Raw genomic sequence first — 17,463 nt, 5'->3', positions numbered from 1 at the left:
CTCGGCCGGCCCGGTCGGAACCGGGCGGGTGGGAAGGGCGTCCTTCGGAGCAGGGCGCGCGGGACGGGGCCGTCGCGCCACGGACGGGAGGGAAGGGTCGGATGAGCATCATCGCGTGGATCGTGCTGGGTCTGGTGGCCGGAGCCCTGGCCAAGCTGCTGCTGCCGGGGCGGGACCCGGGCGGCCTGATCGTGACGACCCTGATCGGGATCGCCGGTTCCTTCGTCGGCGGCTGGATCGCGTCGCACTTCATGCACCGGTCGATCACGGCCCGCTTCTTCGACGGGCCGACCTGGGTGTCCGCGATCGGCGGTGCGCTGGTGCTGCTGATCGCCTACCGGCTGCTGTTCGGCAACTCGCGCCGCTGACAGCGGGGCCGGAGCGGTTCGACGGGCCGGTGCAACCGGGGGGATTCCAGGGGCCGGCCCGTCGGCGTGCCGCGGTCCGGCCGGGGCCTGGTCGCCAAGATCCGCCGGACGGGCCTCAGCGGGTGGGCCACGCCGCGGCGACCCAGCCGGGCAGGTCCTCGCAGGCGGTGAGCCAGGGGGCCGGGACGTCGGCGAGCCCGGTGCGGGCGGCGACCACGCCGGCGGCGATGGCGCAGGTGGTGTCCATGTCGCCCCAGCCCTCCAGGGTGTGCCAGATCGCCTCGGGCAGCGAGTCCAGGTGCCCGGCCGCAGACCAGAGGGCGAACGGGACGGTGTCCGGGGCCGAGATCAGCAGTCCCGAGCCGAGCACGGTGGCGGCGTGTCGGACGCTGGTGTGCTCCGGCAGCCGGGCGGCGATCCGCAGGCCGGAGCGTACGTCGCTGTCCGGCAGTCGGTCGGCGACCTCGGTGAGCAGTTCGGCGCGGCCGGGCGGACGCCCGCCCCGGCTCCGGGCGGCGAGCGCCGCGGCGAGCGCCACCGCCACCGACCCGGCCGTCGCCTCCGGGTGGAAGTGGGTGGCGAGCGCCTGGAGTTCGGCCTGCCGGGCGACCTCGGCGAGGTCCTCGGCGAACCAGGCGCCCAGCGGGGCGACCCGCATCGCGGCGCCGTTCCCGTACGAGCCCTGGCCCTCGAACTGGCCCGAGGTGATGGCGCGCCAGTCCCCGCCGGCGCCGATCGCGCGCAGCACCCGGTGCATGGAGGGGCCGTACTTGCGCTGGTACTCGCGGGCGTACTCGGCCGCGAACTCCCCGGCCAGCGCGTCCTGCCGGACCTCGCCGTGGACGGTGAGGTGGCGGACCAGGACGAGGGCCATCGCGGTGTCGTCCGTCCAGTGCCAGGGCGCGGGGCGGACCAGGCGGGCGGCCAGGTCGACGGGGGCCTCGTCGACGGGGGCGGAGAACCAGCGGTCGCCGAAGGCGTCGCCGAGCGCGAGCCCCCGCAGGCTGTCCAGGACCGGGCCGGTCGCACGCATGTCATCCTCCGATCGAGATCAACTGTGCGCGCAGTCTGCCGGAGATGCCGGGGCGCCGGCGACCGGAATACGCCCCGGCCGCCGACGCCCCGACGTGACGGCTGTGGCTCACTTGGCCTTCAGGCCGCCGAGGACGAGCTTCCAGACGGCCCTGAAACGCTCGTCCGCGGTCGGCTCGGCCCAGGTCGACGCGTAGGCGGGGTCGTGGAAGGGGGCGGTGGCGTCGAAGACCGCGCGGGCGGTGGTGAGGACGTGGGCGGGCTTGAACTCCCTGCCGTCCACGCCGTCCTGGAAGATCTCGGCGATCTGCGTGACCAGCGTGTCGATGTGCTCCTCGACGGTCCGGCTGTTCTCCTCGACCAGCACCATGTAGGTGGCGAACAGCTCCGGGTCGTCCAGCGCCTTCTTCCGCTTGGCCGCGAACAGCGTGGTCAGCCAGCGTTCGAGGCGCTCGGCGGCGCCGCCGGAGTCGTCCATGACGGCCTTCAGCTCGAAGTGCGCCTGGTCGAGCCAGCGCTGGGTGACCGCCTCGCGCAGGGCGGCCTTGCTGGGGAAGTGGCGGTAGACGCTGCTGTGGCTGACGCCGAGCTCCCGGGCGACGTCCACGACGGTGGCCTTGGCCGGGCCGAACCGCCGGAGGACTTCCTCCGCCGCGATCAGGATCTGTTCGGCGGTGAGTGCGGTGTCCGTGGTCACGGGGGCCGTCCTTAGGGTCGTGCGGTCGGGGGTGGCGCGGGGGATTTCCGCTGGTCGGCGGGGGCTCGGTCAGCTTGGGTCGGTCAGCGTTCGCTGTCCAGGCGCGCCATCTGCGCGGCAGCGTACCGGTCGCCGGCGGCGGCACCGGCGGGGACGGCCGCCTCGATGGCGGTGAGGTCGGCCGGGGTCAGGGTGACGTCCAGCGAGCCGAGCGCCTCGGCCAGCCGGTCCCGGCGGCGGGCGCCGACCAGCGGGACGACGTCCTCCCCGCGGGAGGCGACCCAGGCGATGGCCACCTGGGCCACGCTGGCCCCCTTGGCGTCGGCGACCTCGCGCAGCGCCTCGACCAGGGCGAGGTTGTGGGCCAGGTTGTCGCCCTGGAAGCGCGGGCTGTCGCCGCGGAAGTCGGTGCCGGCGAGCGGGCGGTCCGGGTTCCAGTGGCCGCTGAGCAGGCCGCGCGAGAGCACGCCGTACGCGGTGATGCCGATGCCCAGTTCGCGCGCGGCGGGCAGGATCTCGGCCTCGATCGAACGGGTGAGCAGCGAGTACTCGATCTGCAGGTCGCTGATCGGGTGGACGGCGGCGGCGCGACGCAGGGTGTCGGCGCCGACCTCGGAGAGGCCGATGTGGCGGACGTAGCCGGCCTTGACCAGGTCCGCGATGGCGCCGACGGTCTCCTCGATCGGGACCTTCGGGTCGAGCCGGGCCGGGCGGTAGACGTCGACGTGGTCGGTGCGCAGGCGGCGCAGGGTGTAGGCGAGCGCGCTCTTGGTGGCGGCCGGGCTGGAGTCGTAGCCGAGCCACTGGCCGTCCGGGCCGCGCTGGGCGCCGAACTTCACGCTGATCTGCACGCTCTCGCGGTCCCGGCCGCGCAGGGCCTCGTGGATCAGTAGCTCGTTGTGGCCCATGCCGTAGAAGTCACCGGTGTCGAGCAGGGTGATCCCGGCGTCGAGCGCGGCGTGGATGGTGGCGATGCTCTCGGCCTCGTCGGCGGGGCCGTAGAGGTCGGACATGCCCATGCAGCCGAGGCCGAGGGCGGAGGTGACCGGGCCGGAGGCGCCGAGGCGGCGCTGGGCGGGGCGGGGAGAGGTCGAGGCCATGGGAACTCCAGGGGCGGATGCGGCGCCGGGCGGCGGAGGGCGGTGTGACCCGGGTCTCACTATGGCATGACAGCGAACAGATTTCAAAATCTGTTCGCTGTCTTTTGTCATTTGTTCGCACCGGAGCTCTCAGCGGGGCGGGATCTCCACCCTGTCGCGGGCGGCCTCCGCCGCTTCCCGGGGGCTTCCGCCAGGCGTACGGCCCCGGCGAGCGCAGCAGGTGGGCCCGGGCGGGCGGCAGATTGCGCCACACCGTGCGCTCGCCCAGCCCGTAGGTGGCCTCGAAACGGCGTAGCAGTCGCACCACCGCCCGGTGGCGGGCGCCCCGGCGGGGGCCCGAGACGAGCGTGCGCGCCGTGCTGGTGCCGAGGTAGCCGAAGTAGGTCAGCTCGCCTCCGGGGGCCAGCAGCCGCAGGTAGAGGGCGAGGACCTGCCGGACCAGGGCCGGCTCGAAGTTGGTGAACGGCAGTCCCGACACGATCACGTCGTACCGCCCGGCGCCCCCTGGCTGTCCGGGCCCGGACCGTCGGCCGCCTCCGGTAGTTCCTCCACCCGGCACACCGACAGCCGCAGCCCGACCTCCGGGCGGCGGGCGGCCAGGACGGGGTCGTCACGCAGCCGCTCGGCGAACCGCGGGTTCGCCTCGACCACGTGCAGCCGGTCGCCCGGGCGCAGCACCCGGGCCAGCCGGCGGGTCACCACGCCCGTCCCGGCGCCGACCTCGAGCACCGAGATCGGGCGGTTCGGACGACTGGTGACCGAAACCACCAGGGCGTCGACCAGATCGGGCCCGCTCGGCGCCAGCGCGCCGGTGTCGTGGAAGGTGCGCAGCGCCTCGGTGAGGAACAGCAGGCGGTCCCCGCCGTACGGCGAGGGGTGCGAACTGCGGTTCTGAGCAAGGGAGCCGGAGCCCGGGCGGAGTTGTTCGGTCGTCATGGCGTCGACGCTAGGGAGACCGCGACGCCCCGGAACCGGCCGGTGAGCGGCGCAGACCCCCGACGAAAGTCGAGGGAGCGGCTGCCCGGGAGAAGGGGGCGAAGGGCCGGTGCCCGCCCGTAGCATCGAGCGAACGGACGCGAACGGATACGGGGGGCGGGAACGGATACGGGGACGCGAACGGACCCGAGCGGATACGGATACGGGGAAGCGAACGGGCGTGAACCGGCGTCAACGGACGGGTGGAAGCGGACGGGAGAGCTCGATGCGCACAGGCCTGCTCGGCTGGCACGGCCCGGACCACCGCCCCTGGGTCGACAGTCTGCTGCTGCTCGGCATCCTCGTGCTCACCGCCGAGGAGGGCCTCTTCCAGTGGCTGCACGCCGACGGGCCGCTGCGCCCGTACCGGATCGTGGTGGCCGCGCTCTCCGCGCTCTCCCTCCTGTTCGCCCGTCGCCACCCGGCCGCCTCGGCCGTCCTGCCGGTGCTCACCAGCAGTCTGTTCAACCGGGCCTTCCCCGGCCTGTTCGGCGTCGCCCCCCTCGCCTCCCTCGGCCGGACCGGTCCGGCGGTGGCCGCAGGTGCGGTCATCGTGCTGGCCAGTGCGGCCAGGGCCGACTCCCTGGTCGGCTGGGCGGGCACCACTGGGTCCCAACTCCTCCTCCAGGTCGCCGTGTTGTCCTTCGGTCTGTGGCTGCACGGTCGCCGGGCGCTGATCCGCGCCCTGCACGCCCAGGTCGAAAACCTGCGCCGGGAGCGGGAGTTGCGGGCCGAGCAGGCCCGGTCCGCCGAACGGGCCCGGATCGCCCGGGAGATGCACGACGTGCTGGCCCACCGGTTGAGCCTGCTGGTGCTGCACGCGGGCGTCGCCCACCCCGCCCGTGCGCGTCCCGGCGCCGGCCCTGTGCGACCTCTGGTGGGGCTCGGCGAACGGGTCGGCGCGCTCGGCGGGCACCTGGACGCGGGCCCGGACGCCGTCGGCGGCTTCCGGCTCTCCGCCCGGCTGCCCGCGCCGGACCGGCCGCGGCCCTCGCGCCCGACGGCCGCGAGGTCGGAGTCTCCGGGCCCGCGGGCTCCTCACCCACAGCCCTCTCAACCCCCGCAGCCGGAGGACGCCGCATGATCCGCACGATGGTGGTCGACGACGACGCGCTGGTGCGCCTCGGGCTGGTCGACCTCCTGGACCAGGACCCGGAGCTGACCGTGGTCGCCGATGCCGTCGACGGACTGCAGGCCGTCGAACTCGCCCGCGGGCACCGGATCGACGTCGCGCTGATGGACATCCGGATGCCCCGGCTCGACGGGATCGCCGCCACCCGCCGTCTGCGCCAACTCCCCGACGCGCCCCGGGTCATCGCGCTCACCACCTTCGACCTGGACGAGTACGTGTACCAGGCGCTCGCCGCCGGGGCGGACGGCTTCCTGCTCAAGGACACCCCGCCCGCCGAGATCGCCCGGGCCGTGCACGTGGTCGCCTCCGGGCAGGGGATGCTGCACCCGGCGGCCGCGCGACGGCTGATCGATCGGTACCACCGGGTCGGCGCGCGCCGGGCGGTGGCCGCCCGGAGCCGGATCGCCGGGCTCACCCCGCGCGAGGGCGACGTGCTGCGTGAACTCGCGGACGGGCTCTCCAACGCGGAGATCGCGGGCGTGCTGGGGATGCGGGAGAGCACCGTCAAGGCGCATGTCAGCCGGATCCTGACCGCGCTCGGCGTGGCCAACCGGGTCCAGGCCGCGCTGCTCGCACGCGATGCGGGGCTGGTCGGTGACGGCGGGTGACGGCGGGCGCTCGCGAGGGCAGGGCGGGGCGCAGCGTCGGACGGTGTTCACGCGGACGTTCCCCGGAGGACCGTTCGGCCCGTGCCGCGGGCTTCCCTGAGCCGCCGCGTGCCTCCGGTTGGTACCGCTCGCTGAGCCGATGTCACCCATCCGGCGTGGAAATGCCGTGCCTTGCCGGTTTGCGCTGCCGAACCCGGGCGGCGGGTCCATGGTGGAGATGGGCGTGATCCGGCGACCGCGCCCGCGCGCCGATCCAGGCCCGCGCGCCGACCGCCCGCCGCTTCCTCCGACGGGTGACGGAGGCCGGGGCCCGTACCGGCACGCTGGGACCAGGGCCACCTCGCAGGAAACCGAACGGTTCTTCTAGGCTCACATCTCGGCTTCCCTGCGGCGGTTCGGCCACTGCGCCCGCCGCGAGGAAGCCGCCGTGCACGGGGCTCCGGGCGGACCGGGGCACCGGATCGAGCGAGGAGGACGCAATGCCAAGCACGCCGCCCAGCCGTTCCACCGTACTTGGGCCAGACGGGCCGTTCCGACGGGCCGTCCGGCCTCCGGGCCGAGCGGTGCGGTCCGGCCGGGTCTGGTACCCGGGCGGGAGCGGTCGGCCGATCCGGCCGCTGAGTACCGGCTGCGGCCGCGGAGGCGAGCGTTGAGTCCCCAGATCGTCGGGTCGCCGGCCGCGTCGGGTGCTGCCGCGGAGCCCGATCGCGTACCCGTGACGGTCCCGGCCGCCCCCGACGGTGAAGCCCCGACCTCCGCTTCCGCTGCTGCCTCTGCTGCTACTGCCGCTGCCGGTGCCGCCGCGGGCCCAGCTGCCGCGTCGGCTGCGGGCGCCGTCGCCTCCGGCACCACCGCGGCGCTGCCCGGACTGCCGCAGGCGCTCAGTGCCCGGGCCCGCACGCTCGCGGGTGCCGTCCGGCGGCGCTGCGCGGACCTGGCCCGGATCGAGTCACCGAGCGGCGACGCGCCCCGACTCGACGCGCTCGCCGAGGAGTTGGCCGCCGGGTTCCGCGCTACGGGGGCCACCGCACGCCGTGAACCCGGGCCGGCCGGTGACCACCTGGTGATCGAGTGGCCGGGCCGGGACGAGTCCCTCCCGCACCTGCTGGTCGTCGGCCACCACGACACCGTCTGGCCGGTCGGCACGCTGGCGGACTGGCCGGTGGCGGAGCACGACGGGCGGCTCACCGGCCCCGGCGTGGTCGACATGAAGGGCGGACTCGCCGTCCTGGAGGGCGCGTTGGCGCTGCTCGCGGACCTGGAGCAGCGGCCGCACCGCAGCGTGCGGCTGGTCGTGGTGTCCGACGAGGAGGTCGGCAGCCCGGACGGGCGCCGCCTGGTCGAGCGCCAACTGCGCGGCGCGGCAGCCGTCCTGGGGCTGGAGCCGCCGCATCCGGACGGGCGGCTGAAGACCGCGCGGCGCGGCAGCACCCGGGTGCGCCTCACCGTCACCGGGCGGGAGGCCCATGCGGGCAACGACGCCCACGACGGGGTGTCCGCGGTGGACGAGCTCGTCGACCAGCTGGTGCTCGTCCGCGGACTCGCAGGCCAGCCCGGGACCGAGCTCAATGCCGGTCGGATCAGCGGGGGTTCGCGGGCCAACGTGGTCGCCGGACGGGCCGAGGCCGAGCTAGGGCTTCGGTTCTCCACCGTGGAGGCGCAGCGCCGCACGCTGGACAACCTCGCGCGGTTGACCGCGCTGCGGCCGGGTGCGCGGGTGCGCACGGAGGTGCTGTCCAGTCGGCCGGCCTGGCCCGAGCGGACCGGCAATCCGCTGCTGCGGCACGTGCGTTTGCTCGCGGCGGTGCTCGGGCAGCAGCTGGACGGCGCTCCGGCGGGCGGGGCCGGGGACACCAACCTGCCCGGGTCGCGCGGGCTGCCGACGCTGGACGGCTTCGGCGCGGTGGGTGCCGGTGCGCACGCCCGGCACGAGTACATCCGGCTGGACCAGCTCGCTCCGAGGATCGCCCTGCTCGCGGCGCTGCTCGCCGTTCCGCTGCCCCGGCTGCGGGATCGTGGGGAAGGGTGAGTGGGGCAGCCGGGCGGAGGGTGGCTGACGGCTGACGATGGATGGCTGACGGCTCGCAGTGACAGCTGGCAGAAAACAGAAGACAGTCAGCAGGTAACAGCGGACAGATAACAGCGGACAGATGACGGATAACAGCTGACAGATTTCAGATTCTGTCAGCTGTTATCCGTTTTCCCACTCCCTTGCCATCCCTCCGCTCCGCCGCGCAGAATGGTACCGACCGAACGGTCAGTCGGTTGGTGCCCGGCGTCACTGCACAGAGCCGGCGCAGGGACCAGGGCAGGAACACGAGAGGGGACCGTGGTGACAGCAGAGGTGGCCGAGGCGGTCCCGGCGCAGACGCCGGAGGACCGTTTCGACGCGGTGATCGCCGCCGAGCAGCGGATCGAGCCCAGGGATTGGATGCCCGACGCCTACCGGGCCACCCTGATCCGCCAGATCGCCCAGCACGCCCACTCCGAGATCATCGGCATGCAGCCCGAGGGCAACTGGCTCACCCGGGCCCCCTCCCTGCGCCGCAAGGCCATCCTGCTGGCCAAGGCCCAGGACGAGGCGGGGCACGGCCTCTACCTCTACGCGGCCGCCGAGACCCTCGGCGTCGACCGCGCCGAGCTCACCGAGAAGCTGATCAGCGGTCGCCAGAAGTACTCCTCGATCTTCAACTACCCCACCCTCACCTTCGCCGACGTCGGCGTGATCGGCTGGCTGGTGGACGGCGCCGCGATCTGCAACCAGGTCCCGCTCTGCCGCTGCAGCTACGGCCCGTACGCCCGCGCGATGGTGCGGATCTGCAAGGAGGAGTCCTTCCACCAGCGCCAGGGCTACGAGCTGCTGATGACCCTGATGCGCGGCACCGATGCCCAGCGCCGGATGGTCCAGGACGCGGTCGACCGCTGGTGGTGGCCGTCGCTGATGATGTTCGGCCCCTCGGACGCCGAGTCGCCGAACACCGCCCGCTCGATGGCCTGGCGGATCAAGCGCCACACCAACGACGAACTCCGTCAGCGCTTCGTCGACATGACCGTCCCCCAGGCCGAGCACCTGGGCGTCACCCTCCCCGACCCCGAACTGAGCTGGAACGAGGAGCGCGGCGGCTGGGACTTTGGCGAGCCCGACTGGTCCGAGCTGACCAGGGTCATCCACGGCCAGGGCCCGTGCAACGCCCAGCGAGTCGACCGCCGCCGGGCCGCCCACGAGGACGGCGCCTGGGTGCGCGAGGCGGCCGTCGCCTACGCGGCCAAGCGCGCCGCCGAACAGGCTGCGCCCGCCGAGCGGCCCACCCCCGAACAGGAGAACTGAACGTGACCGAGTCCAAGGCCGGCTGGCCGCTGTACGAGGTGTTCGTCCGCCCCCGGCGCGGCCTGAACCACGTCCACGTCGGCTCGCTGCACGCCTCCGACGACCGGATGGCCCTGCTCGCCGCCCGGGACCTGTACACCCGTCGCAACGAGGGCGTCAGCCTCTGGGTGGTCCGCTCGGACGCGATCACCGCCTCCACCCCGGACGAGCGCGACCCGTTCTTCGAGCCCAGCGGTGACAAGGTCTACCGCCACCCGACCTTCTACGACATCCCCGAGGATGTCCCGCACATCTGACGGGGGAGCCACCGTGCACGACCACACCACGTCCACCACCGAGGACGACCACGTCTACCTCAGCCTCGCCGGAGCCACCCCCGGCCCCGAGGGCGAGGGCCGCTGGGCGTACGGGACGGGCTTCGCCGACCCGCTGCTCGGCGTGGACACCGCCCTGCCCGCCGGCCTGGACGGCGCCGACCTCGCCGCCTACTGCCAGATGCTCGGCGACGACGCGCTGATCCTCGCGCAGCGACTGATCGAGTGGTGCACCCGGGCGCCCGAACTGGAGGAGGAGGTCGCGCTCGCCAACCTCGGCCTCGACCTGCTCGGCCAGGCCCGGCTGCTGCTCACCCGGGCCGGTCAGGCCGACGGCTCCGGCCGCACCGAGGACGACCTGGCGTACTGGCGGGAGGAGCACGAGTTCCGCAATGTCCGCCTGGTGGAGACCCCGAACGGCGACTTCGCGTACTCGATCGCCCGGCTGCTGCTGTTCTCCACCGCCCGCGGCGCACTGTACGAGGCGCTGGGCTCGCACCCCGACCCGGTGCTGGCCGCGGTCGCCGTCCGGGGCGTCAAGGAGCTGGCGTACCACCGCGAGTACGCCACCGCCTGGACCCTGCGGCTCGGCGACGGCACGCCGTACTCGGCGGAGCGGATGCAGGCAGGGCTGGACGCGGTCTGGCCGCTGCTGGAAGAGCTGTTCACCGCGCACCCGGTGGAGCTGCGGGCCGGCGTCGATCCGGCGCAGCTGCGCGAGCCGGTGCTGCGCGAGCTGGCCGCCGTGATCGCCGAGGCCGGGCTGACCGTGCCGGACGTCCCGCCGCTGGCCACCGTGCTGGGCCGGGCCGGCCGGGACGGGGTGCACACCGAGGCGCTCGGCCCGCTGCTCGCCGAGCTGCAGGTGCTGGCCCGCGCACACCCGGGGGCGACGTGGTGACGGGCACCGCCGGGACCATGGGCGCCGCTGGGACCGCTGGGACCGCCGGGAGCACCGGCACCGCCGGGACGGCCCGCGACCTGGCCTGGTCGGTCGCCGCGGCCGTCCCGGACCCGGAGCTGCCGATGCTCACCCTGGCCGACCTGGGCGTGTTGGCCGGGGTCGAGGTGGACGGCGGCAGCGGCGCGGTGACCGCCTGGCTGACCCCGACCTACTCGGGCTGCCCGGCCGTCGCCGAGATGGCCGCCGACGTCGACCGCCGACTGCGCGCCGCCGGGTACCCGGAGGTGCGGGTGCGGCTGCGGCTGGACCCGCCGTGGTCCACCGACCTGATCACCGCCGAGGGCCGCCGCAAGCTCGCCGAGGCGGGTATCGCCCCGCCGCGCCCGACCTCGGCCGTCGCGTCCACACCAGGGCCCGGGCCCGTCCCGCTCGCCCTCGGCCCCACCCGCACGGGAGCCGCGGCCCCCGTGCCCTGCCCGCACTGCGGCGGCACCGACACCGAGGAGCTGTCCCGCTTCGGTTCCACCGCCTGCAAGGCGCTCTGGCGCTGCCGCGCCTGCCGCGAGCCGTTCGAACGCGTCAAGGAGATCTGAGAATGCCCGCCGCCTCGCCCGCCTCCGCCGCCTCGCCCGCCGCAGCGACCGGTTCCGCGGTCTCCGCCGGTTCCGCGGCGTCCGCCGATCCCGCGGCTTCCACGGAGGCCGTCCGCCCGGCCCGCCGCCCGACCTTCCACTCGCTGCGGATCGAGCGGGTGGAGCGGCTGTGCGAGGACGCCGTGGCGGTGACCTTCGAGGTGCCGGAAGGCCTGGCAGCCGCGTACGCGTTCCGGCCCGGCCAGACCCTGACCCTGCGCAAGGTGGTGGACGGCACCGACGAGCGCCGCTCGTACTCGATCTGCGCCCCCGTCGGCGGCCCGCTGCGGATCGCCGTCCGCGAGGTGCCCGGCGGGCTGTTCTCGCGTTGGCTGGTGCGCGAGGCCCGGCCCGGCGAGGAGGTCGAGGTGCTGACCCCGTCCGGCCTGTTCACCCCCGAACTCGGCGTCCCCGCCGACCACGTGCTGCTCGCGGCCGGCTCCGGGATCACCCCGATGCTGTCGATCGCCGCCTCGGTGCTGGCCGCCGACCGCCGCTCGACCGTCACCCTGCTCTACGGCAACCGGCGCAGCGACACCGTGATGTTCGCGGACGAGCTGGCCGACCTGAAGGACCGCTACCTCGGCCGGTTCCAGCTGGTACACGTACTCTCCCGGGAGACCAGGGACGCCGAGCTGCTCAGCGGACGGCTGGACCCGGAGCGGGTTCGGGCGCTGCTGACAGCCCTGGTGGACGTCGGAGGCGTCGGCCACTGGTGGCTGTGCGGCCCGTTCGGCATGGTCGCCGGGGCGAAGGAGCTGCTCGCCGAACTGGAGGTGCCGGGCGAGCGGGTGCACCAGGAGCTGTTCCACGCCGAGGACGAGCCGCTCGCCGAGCGCGACGAGGACTGGGACCGAGGGGACCGCGCGGACGGCGGCACCGAGGACGCGCCCGGCGAGCGCAGCGAGGTCACGGTGGTCCTCGACGGTCGGGGCAGCACCCTCACCCTCCCGCGCGACCGCTCGATCCTGGACGGTGCCCAGCGCTCCCGGCCCGACCTGCCGTTCGCCTGCAAGGGCGGTGTCTGCGGCACCTGCCGGGCCCTGGTCACCGAAGGCGAGGTCGAGATGCGCCGCAACTTCGCGCTGGAGGAGAAGGAGCTGGCCGCCGGCTACGTCCTCACCTGCCAGGCCCGCCCGCTCACCGACCGGGTCACGGTCGACTACGACCGCTGACCTTCCGCGGACGACCGCCGGCCTTCCGCGGTTCAGACGGGGACGGGGATCGCGGCGCTTTCGGCCGCGGTCCCCGTCCCCGTGGGCCCGGTCGCCGTGGGCCCGGTGGCGGTCGGTTCGATCGCGGTGGGACCCGTCGTCGCGGTCTCCGTCGCCGGGTCCCCGAGCAGCTTGACCAGGTCGTTGACGGCGGCGCGGCCGGCCCGGTTGGCGCCGATGGTGCTGGCGGACGGGCCGTAGCCGACCAGGTGGACGCGCGGGTCGGCGGCGGCGCGGGTGCCGGTGAGTGCGATGCCGCCGCCGGGGGAGCGCAGGCCGAGCGGAGCGAGGTGGCCGACCTCGGGGCGGAAGCCGGTCGCCCAGACGATCGCGTCCACCGCCGACTCCTCGTCGCCCCAGGCCACCCCGTGCTCGGTGAGCCGGTCGAACATCGGCCGGCGGTGCAGCGCGCCCAGTTCCTGCGCCCGGCGGTAGGCCATGGAGGGGCCGAGGCCGGTCACGCTCACCACGCTGCGCACCGGCAGCCCCCGACGGACCCGCTCCTCGACCTTGGCGACCACCGCGCGACCGTACTCGGGGGTGAACGGGCCCTCGCGGTAGACGGGTTCGGAGCGGGTGACCCAGATCGTCTCGCCGACTGCCGCCACCTCCGACAGGACCTGGATCGCCGAGGCGCCGCCGCCCACCACCAGGACGCGCTTCCCGGCGAACTCCTCGGGGCCGCGGTACTCGGCGTAGTGCAGCTGGCGGCCCGCGAAGTGCCCCGGGTAGTGGGGGAGGAAGGGGCGGGTCCAGGTGCCGGTGGCGTTGATCAGCGCCCGGGTGGACCAGGTGCCGTGGTCGGTCTCGACCAGCAGCCGGGAATCGGGGCGCTCGGACTCGGCGCGTACGGTGCGAACCGCGACCGGGCGTACGACCGGGAGCGCGTGCCGGGCCTCGTACGCCGTGAAGTACCCCGGCACCACCTCGCGCGCGCGGGCCTCGGGGTCGGGCGCGGGGAGCTCGGCGTCCGGGAGGTCGTGGAAGCCGTGCACGGTGGCCATCCGCAGTGACGGCGAGCGGTGCGCCCAGGCGCCGCCGGGGGTGGCGTTGGCGTCGAGGACGACGAAGCCGCCGTCGACGCGCTCCCGGTAGGGGGCGAAGCCGCGACGGCCGAGGTGGTAGGCGGCGGACAGTCCCGCTTGTCCGGCGCCCACGACCAGGACGTCCACACGCCGCGGCCGGCCCGCCTGGTTGGTTGCACCGTAAACAGTCACGCCCACGAAACATCGGGGACCGGGTGGCTGTTCCCCGTGACGGGCGGGCCCCGGTGCCGACGTCCGCCGCCCAGGCCAGGTCGAAGCGCACCACCGGCGCCGCGTTGCCGCCACGGGCGGAGCCTCAGCCGATCGGGGAGATCACCGCGGCGGTGCCGTACGCACACACCTCGGTGCCGGCGTCCGCCGCCTCGGTCACGTCGAAGCGCATCATCAGGACGGCGTTGCCGCCGCGCGCCTTGGTCTGCTCGACCAGCCGCTGCATCGCCTCGTTGCGGCTCTCGACCAGGGTCTTCGTCAGGCCGCGCAGCTCGCCGCCGATCAGGGACTTCAGCCCGGCGCCGATCTGGCTGCCGATGTGCCGGCTGCGGACGGTCAGTCCGAAGACCTCGCCGATCACGTGGTCGACCCGGAAACCCGGGATGTCGTTGGTGGTCACGACCAGGACGTCGGCGTTCGGGCTCTGCCCGCCGCCGTACTCGTTGATGTCAGCCATGGGGCCCATCCTGCCGGGGTGGTGCGTCCGAGTGACAGAGGCGCGGCGGCGAGCTGGCCGAGAAGGTCTCGGGAAGCTGGTTCAGACCGGTGATCGGGCGGCGGAAAAGCCGTACCGTAGCTCCATGGGCGAGCGAAGCGATCATCCGCAGGGGCCGGGCGCGGCGGAGTACTCCGGCGCGCCGGAGATCGAGGCGACCGTGGTGCTGGGCCTGCGGATCACCGACTGGCCGGCGTTGCGCGCGGCCGCGATCAGGGCTGTCGAGGAACTGGACTTCGAGGGCATCGACCCGGCCGGCCAGCGCCGCGAACTGCTGCGCGAGGTCGCCGAGGACGCCAACGCGGCGCTGGGCGCGCTGCTGCACCCCGACCGGCTGGTCGCCGCGATCCCCGGCGTCGAGGCGATCGGGGGCACGCTGGAGATCAGCGTCACCGAGGACTTCACGCCGGACTTCGCCGAACTGTTCCCGCTGGACGGCGAGGACGAGGATGGCGGCGCGGGTGCGGACTGGACCCTCACCCCGCGCACCGCCTGCCTGCTGCACGCCCAGCTGCTCGGCCTGGCCGACGCCGCCTACGACGACCTCGACGAGCACGGGGACGACCCGGTCGTCGACGGCGAGGACGTGGACTGGACGGTCTTCGCCCGGCTGCCCCAGCGCACTTGGCGGCTCCACCGGGGCTGGCGGCGTGCGATGGCCCGTGCCTTCGACGACCTGGCCGACGACCTCGCCCTCGGCGAGTGGCCGCTGCCGCGCTGCCTCGCCGAGGAGATCGCGCTGCGGATGGCACTGGTGGACGCCCGGACGCTGCTCGGCTCCCAGCCCGAGTCGGTGGCCGACATGATGGGCGACCTGCCGGCCGACCTCTACGACTACGACTGGGACGGCTGCCACGACGAACTGTTCGGCGTGTACGGGCCCGACGACGGGGACCCGGAACTCGGCGCGGAGCAGCGCACCGAACTGCTGCTGGCGGCCACGCACCCCGAGGGGTGGTTCCTGATGTACGAGGACGCGGAGGAACGGGACCCGCAGCGCGGATACCGGCGCTGAACGGGCGTCGGGCCCTCCTGCGCCCCGAAGTCCGGGCGGGGTGGTGGGCGGGCGGTTAGGCTGCGGACATGTCCGATGTGTCTGGTGTGAGAGGTATGTCCGCGGGGGAGTCCGCGCAGCCGGGAGGGGGGCCGAGGGGGTCGGGGGACTCGGTGGAGCCCGGTTCGGACGAGCCGGCGCTGGGTCGGATCGAGCTGGGCCTGGAGGGCGTGCGGGCGGCGCAGCACGGGCGGACCGCCGAGGCGCGGGCCAGCTTCGAGGCCCTGTGGGAGGAACTGGGGGAACGGGACGTCTTCCACCGCTGCGTCCTGGCGCACTATCTGGCCGACCTGCAGGACGACCCCCGGGCCGAGTTGGAGTGGGACCGTCGGGCCCTCGCGGCGGCCGACTCGCTGACCGCCGAGCGGGCCGCGACGTACGAGTCCGCCCTCCAGGTGCGGGCGTTCTACCCCTCGCTGCACCTCAACCTGGCCTCCGACCACCTCAAGCTCGGAGAGCCCGACCTCGCGCGCGAACAGCTCGAACGGGCGGTGCGGAGCCTGGACGCCCTGCCGGTGGACGCGTACAGCGCGGGGATCCGGGCGGCGGTGGACGAGCTGCGGCAGCGGCTGCGCTGATTTACCGCCGTCGGGGTGGGGCGACGGCGTGGGGGCGGTGATGCGGGCGGTGGTGTGTGGGGGGCGGAGTGTGGGGGCGGAGTGGCCGGGGGTGGGCCGGGTCGGTGGGGGCGGGGCTGGCATGCTGGACGGGTGACTTCTCCGTTCGATGCCCCGGCCGCCGTTCCCGCCCCCACCGACGCACCCGACCCCGCGGACCGCGACGCGCTGCCCCAGTACGTGCTGCCGCTGGTCGTCCGGCTGGAGCGGGCCACGCCGCCGGGACGGACGGACGCGCTGGAGACCTCGGCACGGGCGGTGCTGACGCTGCTCGCCGATTCCCGGGTGACCGAGGTGGACGGGGAGTGGGCGGAGCGGGTCGCGGCCTGGGAGGATGCCCGGATCCGCAAGGTGGTTCGACGGGCCCGGGGCGGGGAGTGGCGCCGGGCCGGGGAGCTGCCCGGCATCACGGTGCGGGGCCGGGAGGCGGAGGTGCGGGTGTTCCCGCCGATCCCGTTGGACGGCTGGCCGAAGGAGCTGGCCAAGCTGCAGGTCTCCGGGACGGACCTGGAGGAGACCGCAGAGGTCGGCGAGCCCGGGCCGGGGCTGCCGGTGCTGTGGCTCAACCCGGACGTGGAGATGAGCGCGGGCAAGACGATGGCCCAGACCGGACACGCCGCGCAGCTCGCGTGGTGGCGGCTGGACGGGGCGCAGCGCAAGGAGTGGGCGGAGTCGGGCTTCGCGCTCGCGGTCCGCACGGCTGCGCCGGAGGCGTGGGAGGACCTGGTCCGCAGCGGGCTGCCGGTGGTCCAGGACGCGGGCTTCACGGAGATCGCGCCGGGCAGCTGCACGGTGATCGCGGAGCACCCGGCGCTGCGGTGACGGCCGGCTGCCGGGGTAACGGCTGACAGCTGACAACCAACAGATCACAGCGGACAGATGACAGATTTCGAAATCTGTCATCTGTCCGCTGTTCGTTGTTCGTTGTTCCCCCGCGCCCCGCCGTTGCCGAGCAGCCTGTCCCGCCCACGCCCCCGCCCGCTACCCGCCCGAGGCCTGGTAGCGCCGCATCGCCCGGAGGCCGCCGAACACCGCTGCGGCCGTCCAGAGCGCCATGATCAGCAGTCCCGTCCAGTGGCCGTAGTGGATACCCGCCTCCGTCTGGGTGCGCATGGCGTACAGCCCGGCCCGGTCGGGCAGGAACTGGCCGACCTCGCGGACGCCGGGGATCGCCGCCAGCCAGGTGGTGCCGAGGAACACCATCGGAGTGAGCAGGCCCAGCGCCACGCTGAAGTTGCCCAGCATGGCGGTCAGTCCGAGGCAGATCAGCACCATCATCGGGTGGTAGAGCACACCGGCCAGGAAGCTGCGGGCCAGCCCGGGGGTGGAGAAGTCCAGGCCGACGGTGGCGTCGACGGTGAGGAAGCAGCCGGCCGTGGAGGCCAGTCCCACCAGCAGGCCCAGCCCGGCGCCGAGCGAGACCTTGGCGCCGTACAGTCGGCCGCGCCGGGGCACGGCAGTGAGCGAGGTGCCGATCATCCGGGTGTTGAACTCCTGCCCCACCAGCAGGATCCCGAGGCAGGCCACGGCGACGTGTCCGAACAGCAGGCCGTAGTAGATCCCTCCGGCCGGGTCCTCGCCGGGAGTGTGGTCCTTCGCTCCGTAGGCCGCGTTGACGGCTGCGGTGACGCCGACGGTCAGCGCCACGGCGGTCAGCGGTGCCGCCCACTGCGAGGGCAGCGTGGAGAACTTGATCCGTTCCGCGCGCAGCGCGTTTCCGAGGCTCATGCCCATCT

Annotated in this window: 19 protein-coding genes; 12 read left to right on the top strand and 7 right to left on the bottom strand. The window is 74.2% G+C overall.

Going from position 1 to position 17,463, the window contains the following annotated elements:
• Window positions 1-101 precede the first annotated feature (101 nt).
• Window positions 102-368, top strand: a complete 267-nt coding sequence (locus HS99_RS30440; RefSeq protein WP_030280319.1) for a GlsB/YeaQ/YmgE family stress response membrane protein — start codon at window positions 102-104, stop codon at window positions 366-368.
• Window positions 369-483: 115 nt separating this feature from the next.
• On the opposite strand, the gene HS99_RS30435 is transcribed toward HS99_RS30440, so the two are convergent.
• The 4 genes from HS99_RS30435 to HS99_RS45960 all read right to left on the bottom strand — a co-directional run bounded on the left by HS99_RS30435 (window position 484) and on the right by HS99_RS45960 (window position 4,133).
• Window positions 484-1,401 carry an ADP-ribosylglycohydrolase family protein gene (locus HS99_RS30435; protein WP_030551683.1) on the bottom strand — a complete coding sequence of 306 codons (918 nt, stop codon included), beginning with the start codon at window positions 1,399-1,401 and terminating at the stop codon, window positions 484-486.
• A 108-nt stretch (window positions 1,402-1,509) separates the two neighbouring features.
• Entirely contained in the window at window positions 1,510-2,097 is a 588-nt protein-coding gene (locus HS99_RS30430) for a TetR/AcrR family transcriptional regulator (RefSeq protein ID WP_030280323.1), read from the bottom strand.
• Window positions 2,098-2,180: 83 nt separating this feature from the next.
• On the bottom strand, window positions 2,181-3,197 hold the full coding sequence (locus HS99_RS30425) for an aldo/keto reductase (RefSeq protein WP_030551681.1): 1,017 nt from the start codon (window positions 3,195-3,197) through the stop codon (window positions 2,181-2,183).
• Window positions 3,198-3,677: 480 nt separating this feature from the next.
• The gene (locus tag HS99_RS45960) at window positions 3,678-4,133 is read right to left on the bottom strand and encodes a class I SAM-dependent methyltransferase (RefSeq protein WP_063737989.1); all 456 of its coding nucleotides are present in this window, start codon (window positions 4,131-4,133) and stop codon (window positions 3,678-3,680) included.
• Window positions 4,134-4,398: 265 nt separating this feature from the next.
• Between HS99_RS45960 and HS99_RS30415 the strand changes: the two genes are divergently transcribed.
• The 8 genes from HS99_RS30415 to paaE all read left to right on the top strand — a co-directional run bounded on the left by HS99_RS30415 (window position 4,399) and on the right by paaE (window position 12,265).
• On the top strand, window positions 4,399-5,256 hold the full coding sequence (locus HS99_RS30415) for a histidine kinase (RefSeq protein ID WP_050366464.1): 858 nt from the start codon (window positions 4,399-4,401) through the stop codon (window positions 5,254-5,256).
• Window positions 5,253-5,912, top strand: a complete 660-nt coding sequence (locus tag HS99_RS30410; RefSeq protein ID WP_030551673.1) for a response regulator — start codon at window positions 5,253-5,255, stop codon at window positions 5,910-5,912. The genes HS99_RS30415 and HS99_RS30410 overlap by 4 nt, the downstream gene beginning before the upstream one ends.
• 715 nt (window positions 5,913-6,627) lie before the next feature.
• The gene (locus HS99_RS30405; protein ID WP_198429373.1) at window positions 6,628-7,941 is read left to right on the top strand and encodes a M20 family metallopeptidase; all 1,314 of its coding nucleotides are present in this window, start codon (window positions 6,628-6,630) and stop codon (window positions 7,939-7,941) included.
• 210 nt (window positions 7,942-8,151) lie between these two features.
• The gene (gene paaA / locus HS99_RS30400; protein WP_078938671.1) at window positions 8,152-9,240 is read left to right on the top strand and encodes a 1,2-phenylacetyl-CoA epoxidase subunit PaaA; all 1,089 of its coding nucleotides are present in this window, start codon (window positions 8,152-8,154) and stop codon (window positions 9,238-9,240) included.
• A gap of 2 nt (window positions 9,241-9,242) precedes the next feature.
• A complete protein-coding gene (gene paaB / locus HS99_RS30395; RefSeq protein ID WP_030234269.1) occupies window positions 9,243-9,536 on the top strand; it encodes a 1,2-phenylacetyl-CoA epoxidase subunit PaaB in 294 nt (97 codons plus the stop codon).
• Entirely contained in the window at window positions 9,520-10,455 is a 936-nt protein-coding gene (gene paaC / locus HS99_RS30390) for a 1,2-phenylacetyl-CoA epoxidase subunit PaaC (RefSeq protein ID WP_078867124.1), read from the top strand. The genes paaB and paaC overlap by 17 nt, the downstream gene beginning before the upstream one ends.
• A 17-nt stretch (window positions 10,456-10,472) precedes the next feature.
• The gene (paaD, locus tag HS99_RS30385) at window positions 10,473-11,051 is read left to right on the top strand and encodes a 1,2-phenylacetyl-CoA epoxidase subunit PaaD (protein ID WP_046385925.1); all 579 of its coding nucleotides are present in this window, start codon (window positions 10,473-10,475) and stop codon (window positions 11,049-11,051) included.
• A gap of 2 nt (window positions 11,052-11,053) precedes the next feature.
• A complete protein-coding gene (gene paaE, locus HS99_RS30380) occupies window positions 11,054-12,265 on the top strand; it encodes a 1,2-phenylacetyl-CoA epoxidase subunit PaaE (RefSeq protein ID WP_030280346.1) in 1,212 nt (403 codons plus the stop codon).
• 32 nt (window positions 12,266-12,297) lie between these two features.
• Here paaE and HS99_RS30375 read toward each other — a convergent pair whose 3' ends face one another.
• Window positions 12,298-13,461 carry an NAD(P)-binding domain-containing protein gene (locus HS99_RS30375; protein ID WP_232790662.1) on the bottom strand — a complete coding sequence of 388 codons (1,164 nt, stop codon included), beginning with the start codon at window positions 13,459-13,461 and terminating at the stop codon, window positions 12,298-12,300.
• A 184-nt stretch (window positions 13,462-13,645) separates the two neighbouring features.
• Window positions 13,646-14,017 carry a YbjQ family protein gene (locus HS99_RS30370; protein ID WP_030280351.1) on the bottom strand — a complete coding sequence of 124 codons (372 nt, stop codon included), beginning with the start codon at window positions 14,015-14,017 and terminating at the stop codon, window positions 13,646-13,648.
• Window positions 14,018-14,141: 124 nt separating this feature from the next.
• Here HS99_RS30370 and HS99_RS30365 point away from each other — a divergent pair, with 124 nt between their 5' ends.
• From HS99_RS30365 to HS99_RS30355, 3 genes are all read left to right on the top strand, one after another.
• Complete coding sequence (locus HS99_RS30365) at window positions 14,142-15,071, top strand: hypothetical protein (RefSeq protein ID WP_030280352.1); 930 nt, start codon at window positions 14,142-14,144, stop codon at window positions 15,069-15,071.
• Between the two features lie 152 nt (window positions 15,072-15,223).
• Window positions 15,224-15,688, top strand: coding sequence for a hypothetical protein (locus HS99_RS30360; protein WP_094742887.1), 465 nt, complete (start codon window positions 15,224-15,226; stop codon window positions 15,686-15,688).
• A gap of 132 nt (window positions 15,689-15,820) precedes the next feature.
• Window positions 15,821-16,549 carry an aminoacyl-tRNA hydrolase gene (locus tag HS99_RS30355; protein ID WP_030283165.1) on the top strand — a complete coding sequence of 243 codons (729 nt, stop codon included), beginning with the start codon at window positions 15,821-15,823 and terminating at the stop codon, window positions 16,547-16,549.
• A 159-nt stretch (window positions 16,550-16,708) separates the two neighbouring features.
• Here the strand turns inward: HS99_RS30355 and HS99_RS30350 are convergent, their stop codons facing one another.
• Complete coding sequence (locus HS99_RS30350; protein ID WP_050366463.1) at window positions 16,709-17,455, bottom strand: ABC-2 transporter permease family protein; 747 nt, start codon at window positions 17,453-17,455, stop codon at window positions 16,709-16,711.
• Window positions 17,456-17,463 lie beyond the last annotated feature (8 nt).

The sequence above is a fragment of the Kitasatospora aureofaciens genome (genome assembly GCF_001188955.3).
GTDB lineage: Bacteria > Actinomycetota > Actinomycetes > Streptomycetales > Streptomycetaceae > Kitasatospora > Kitasatospora aureofaciens.
This window is presented reverse-complemented; position numbering and strand designations above follow the sequence as displayed.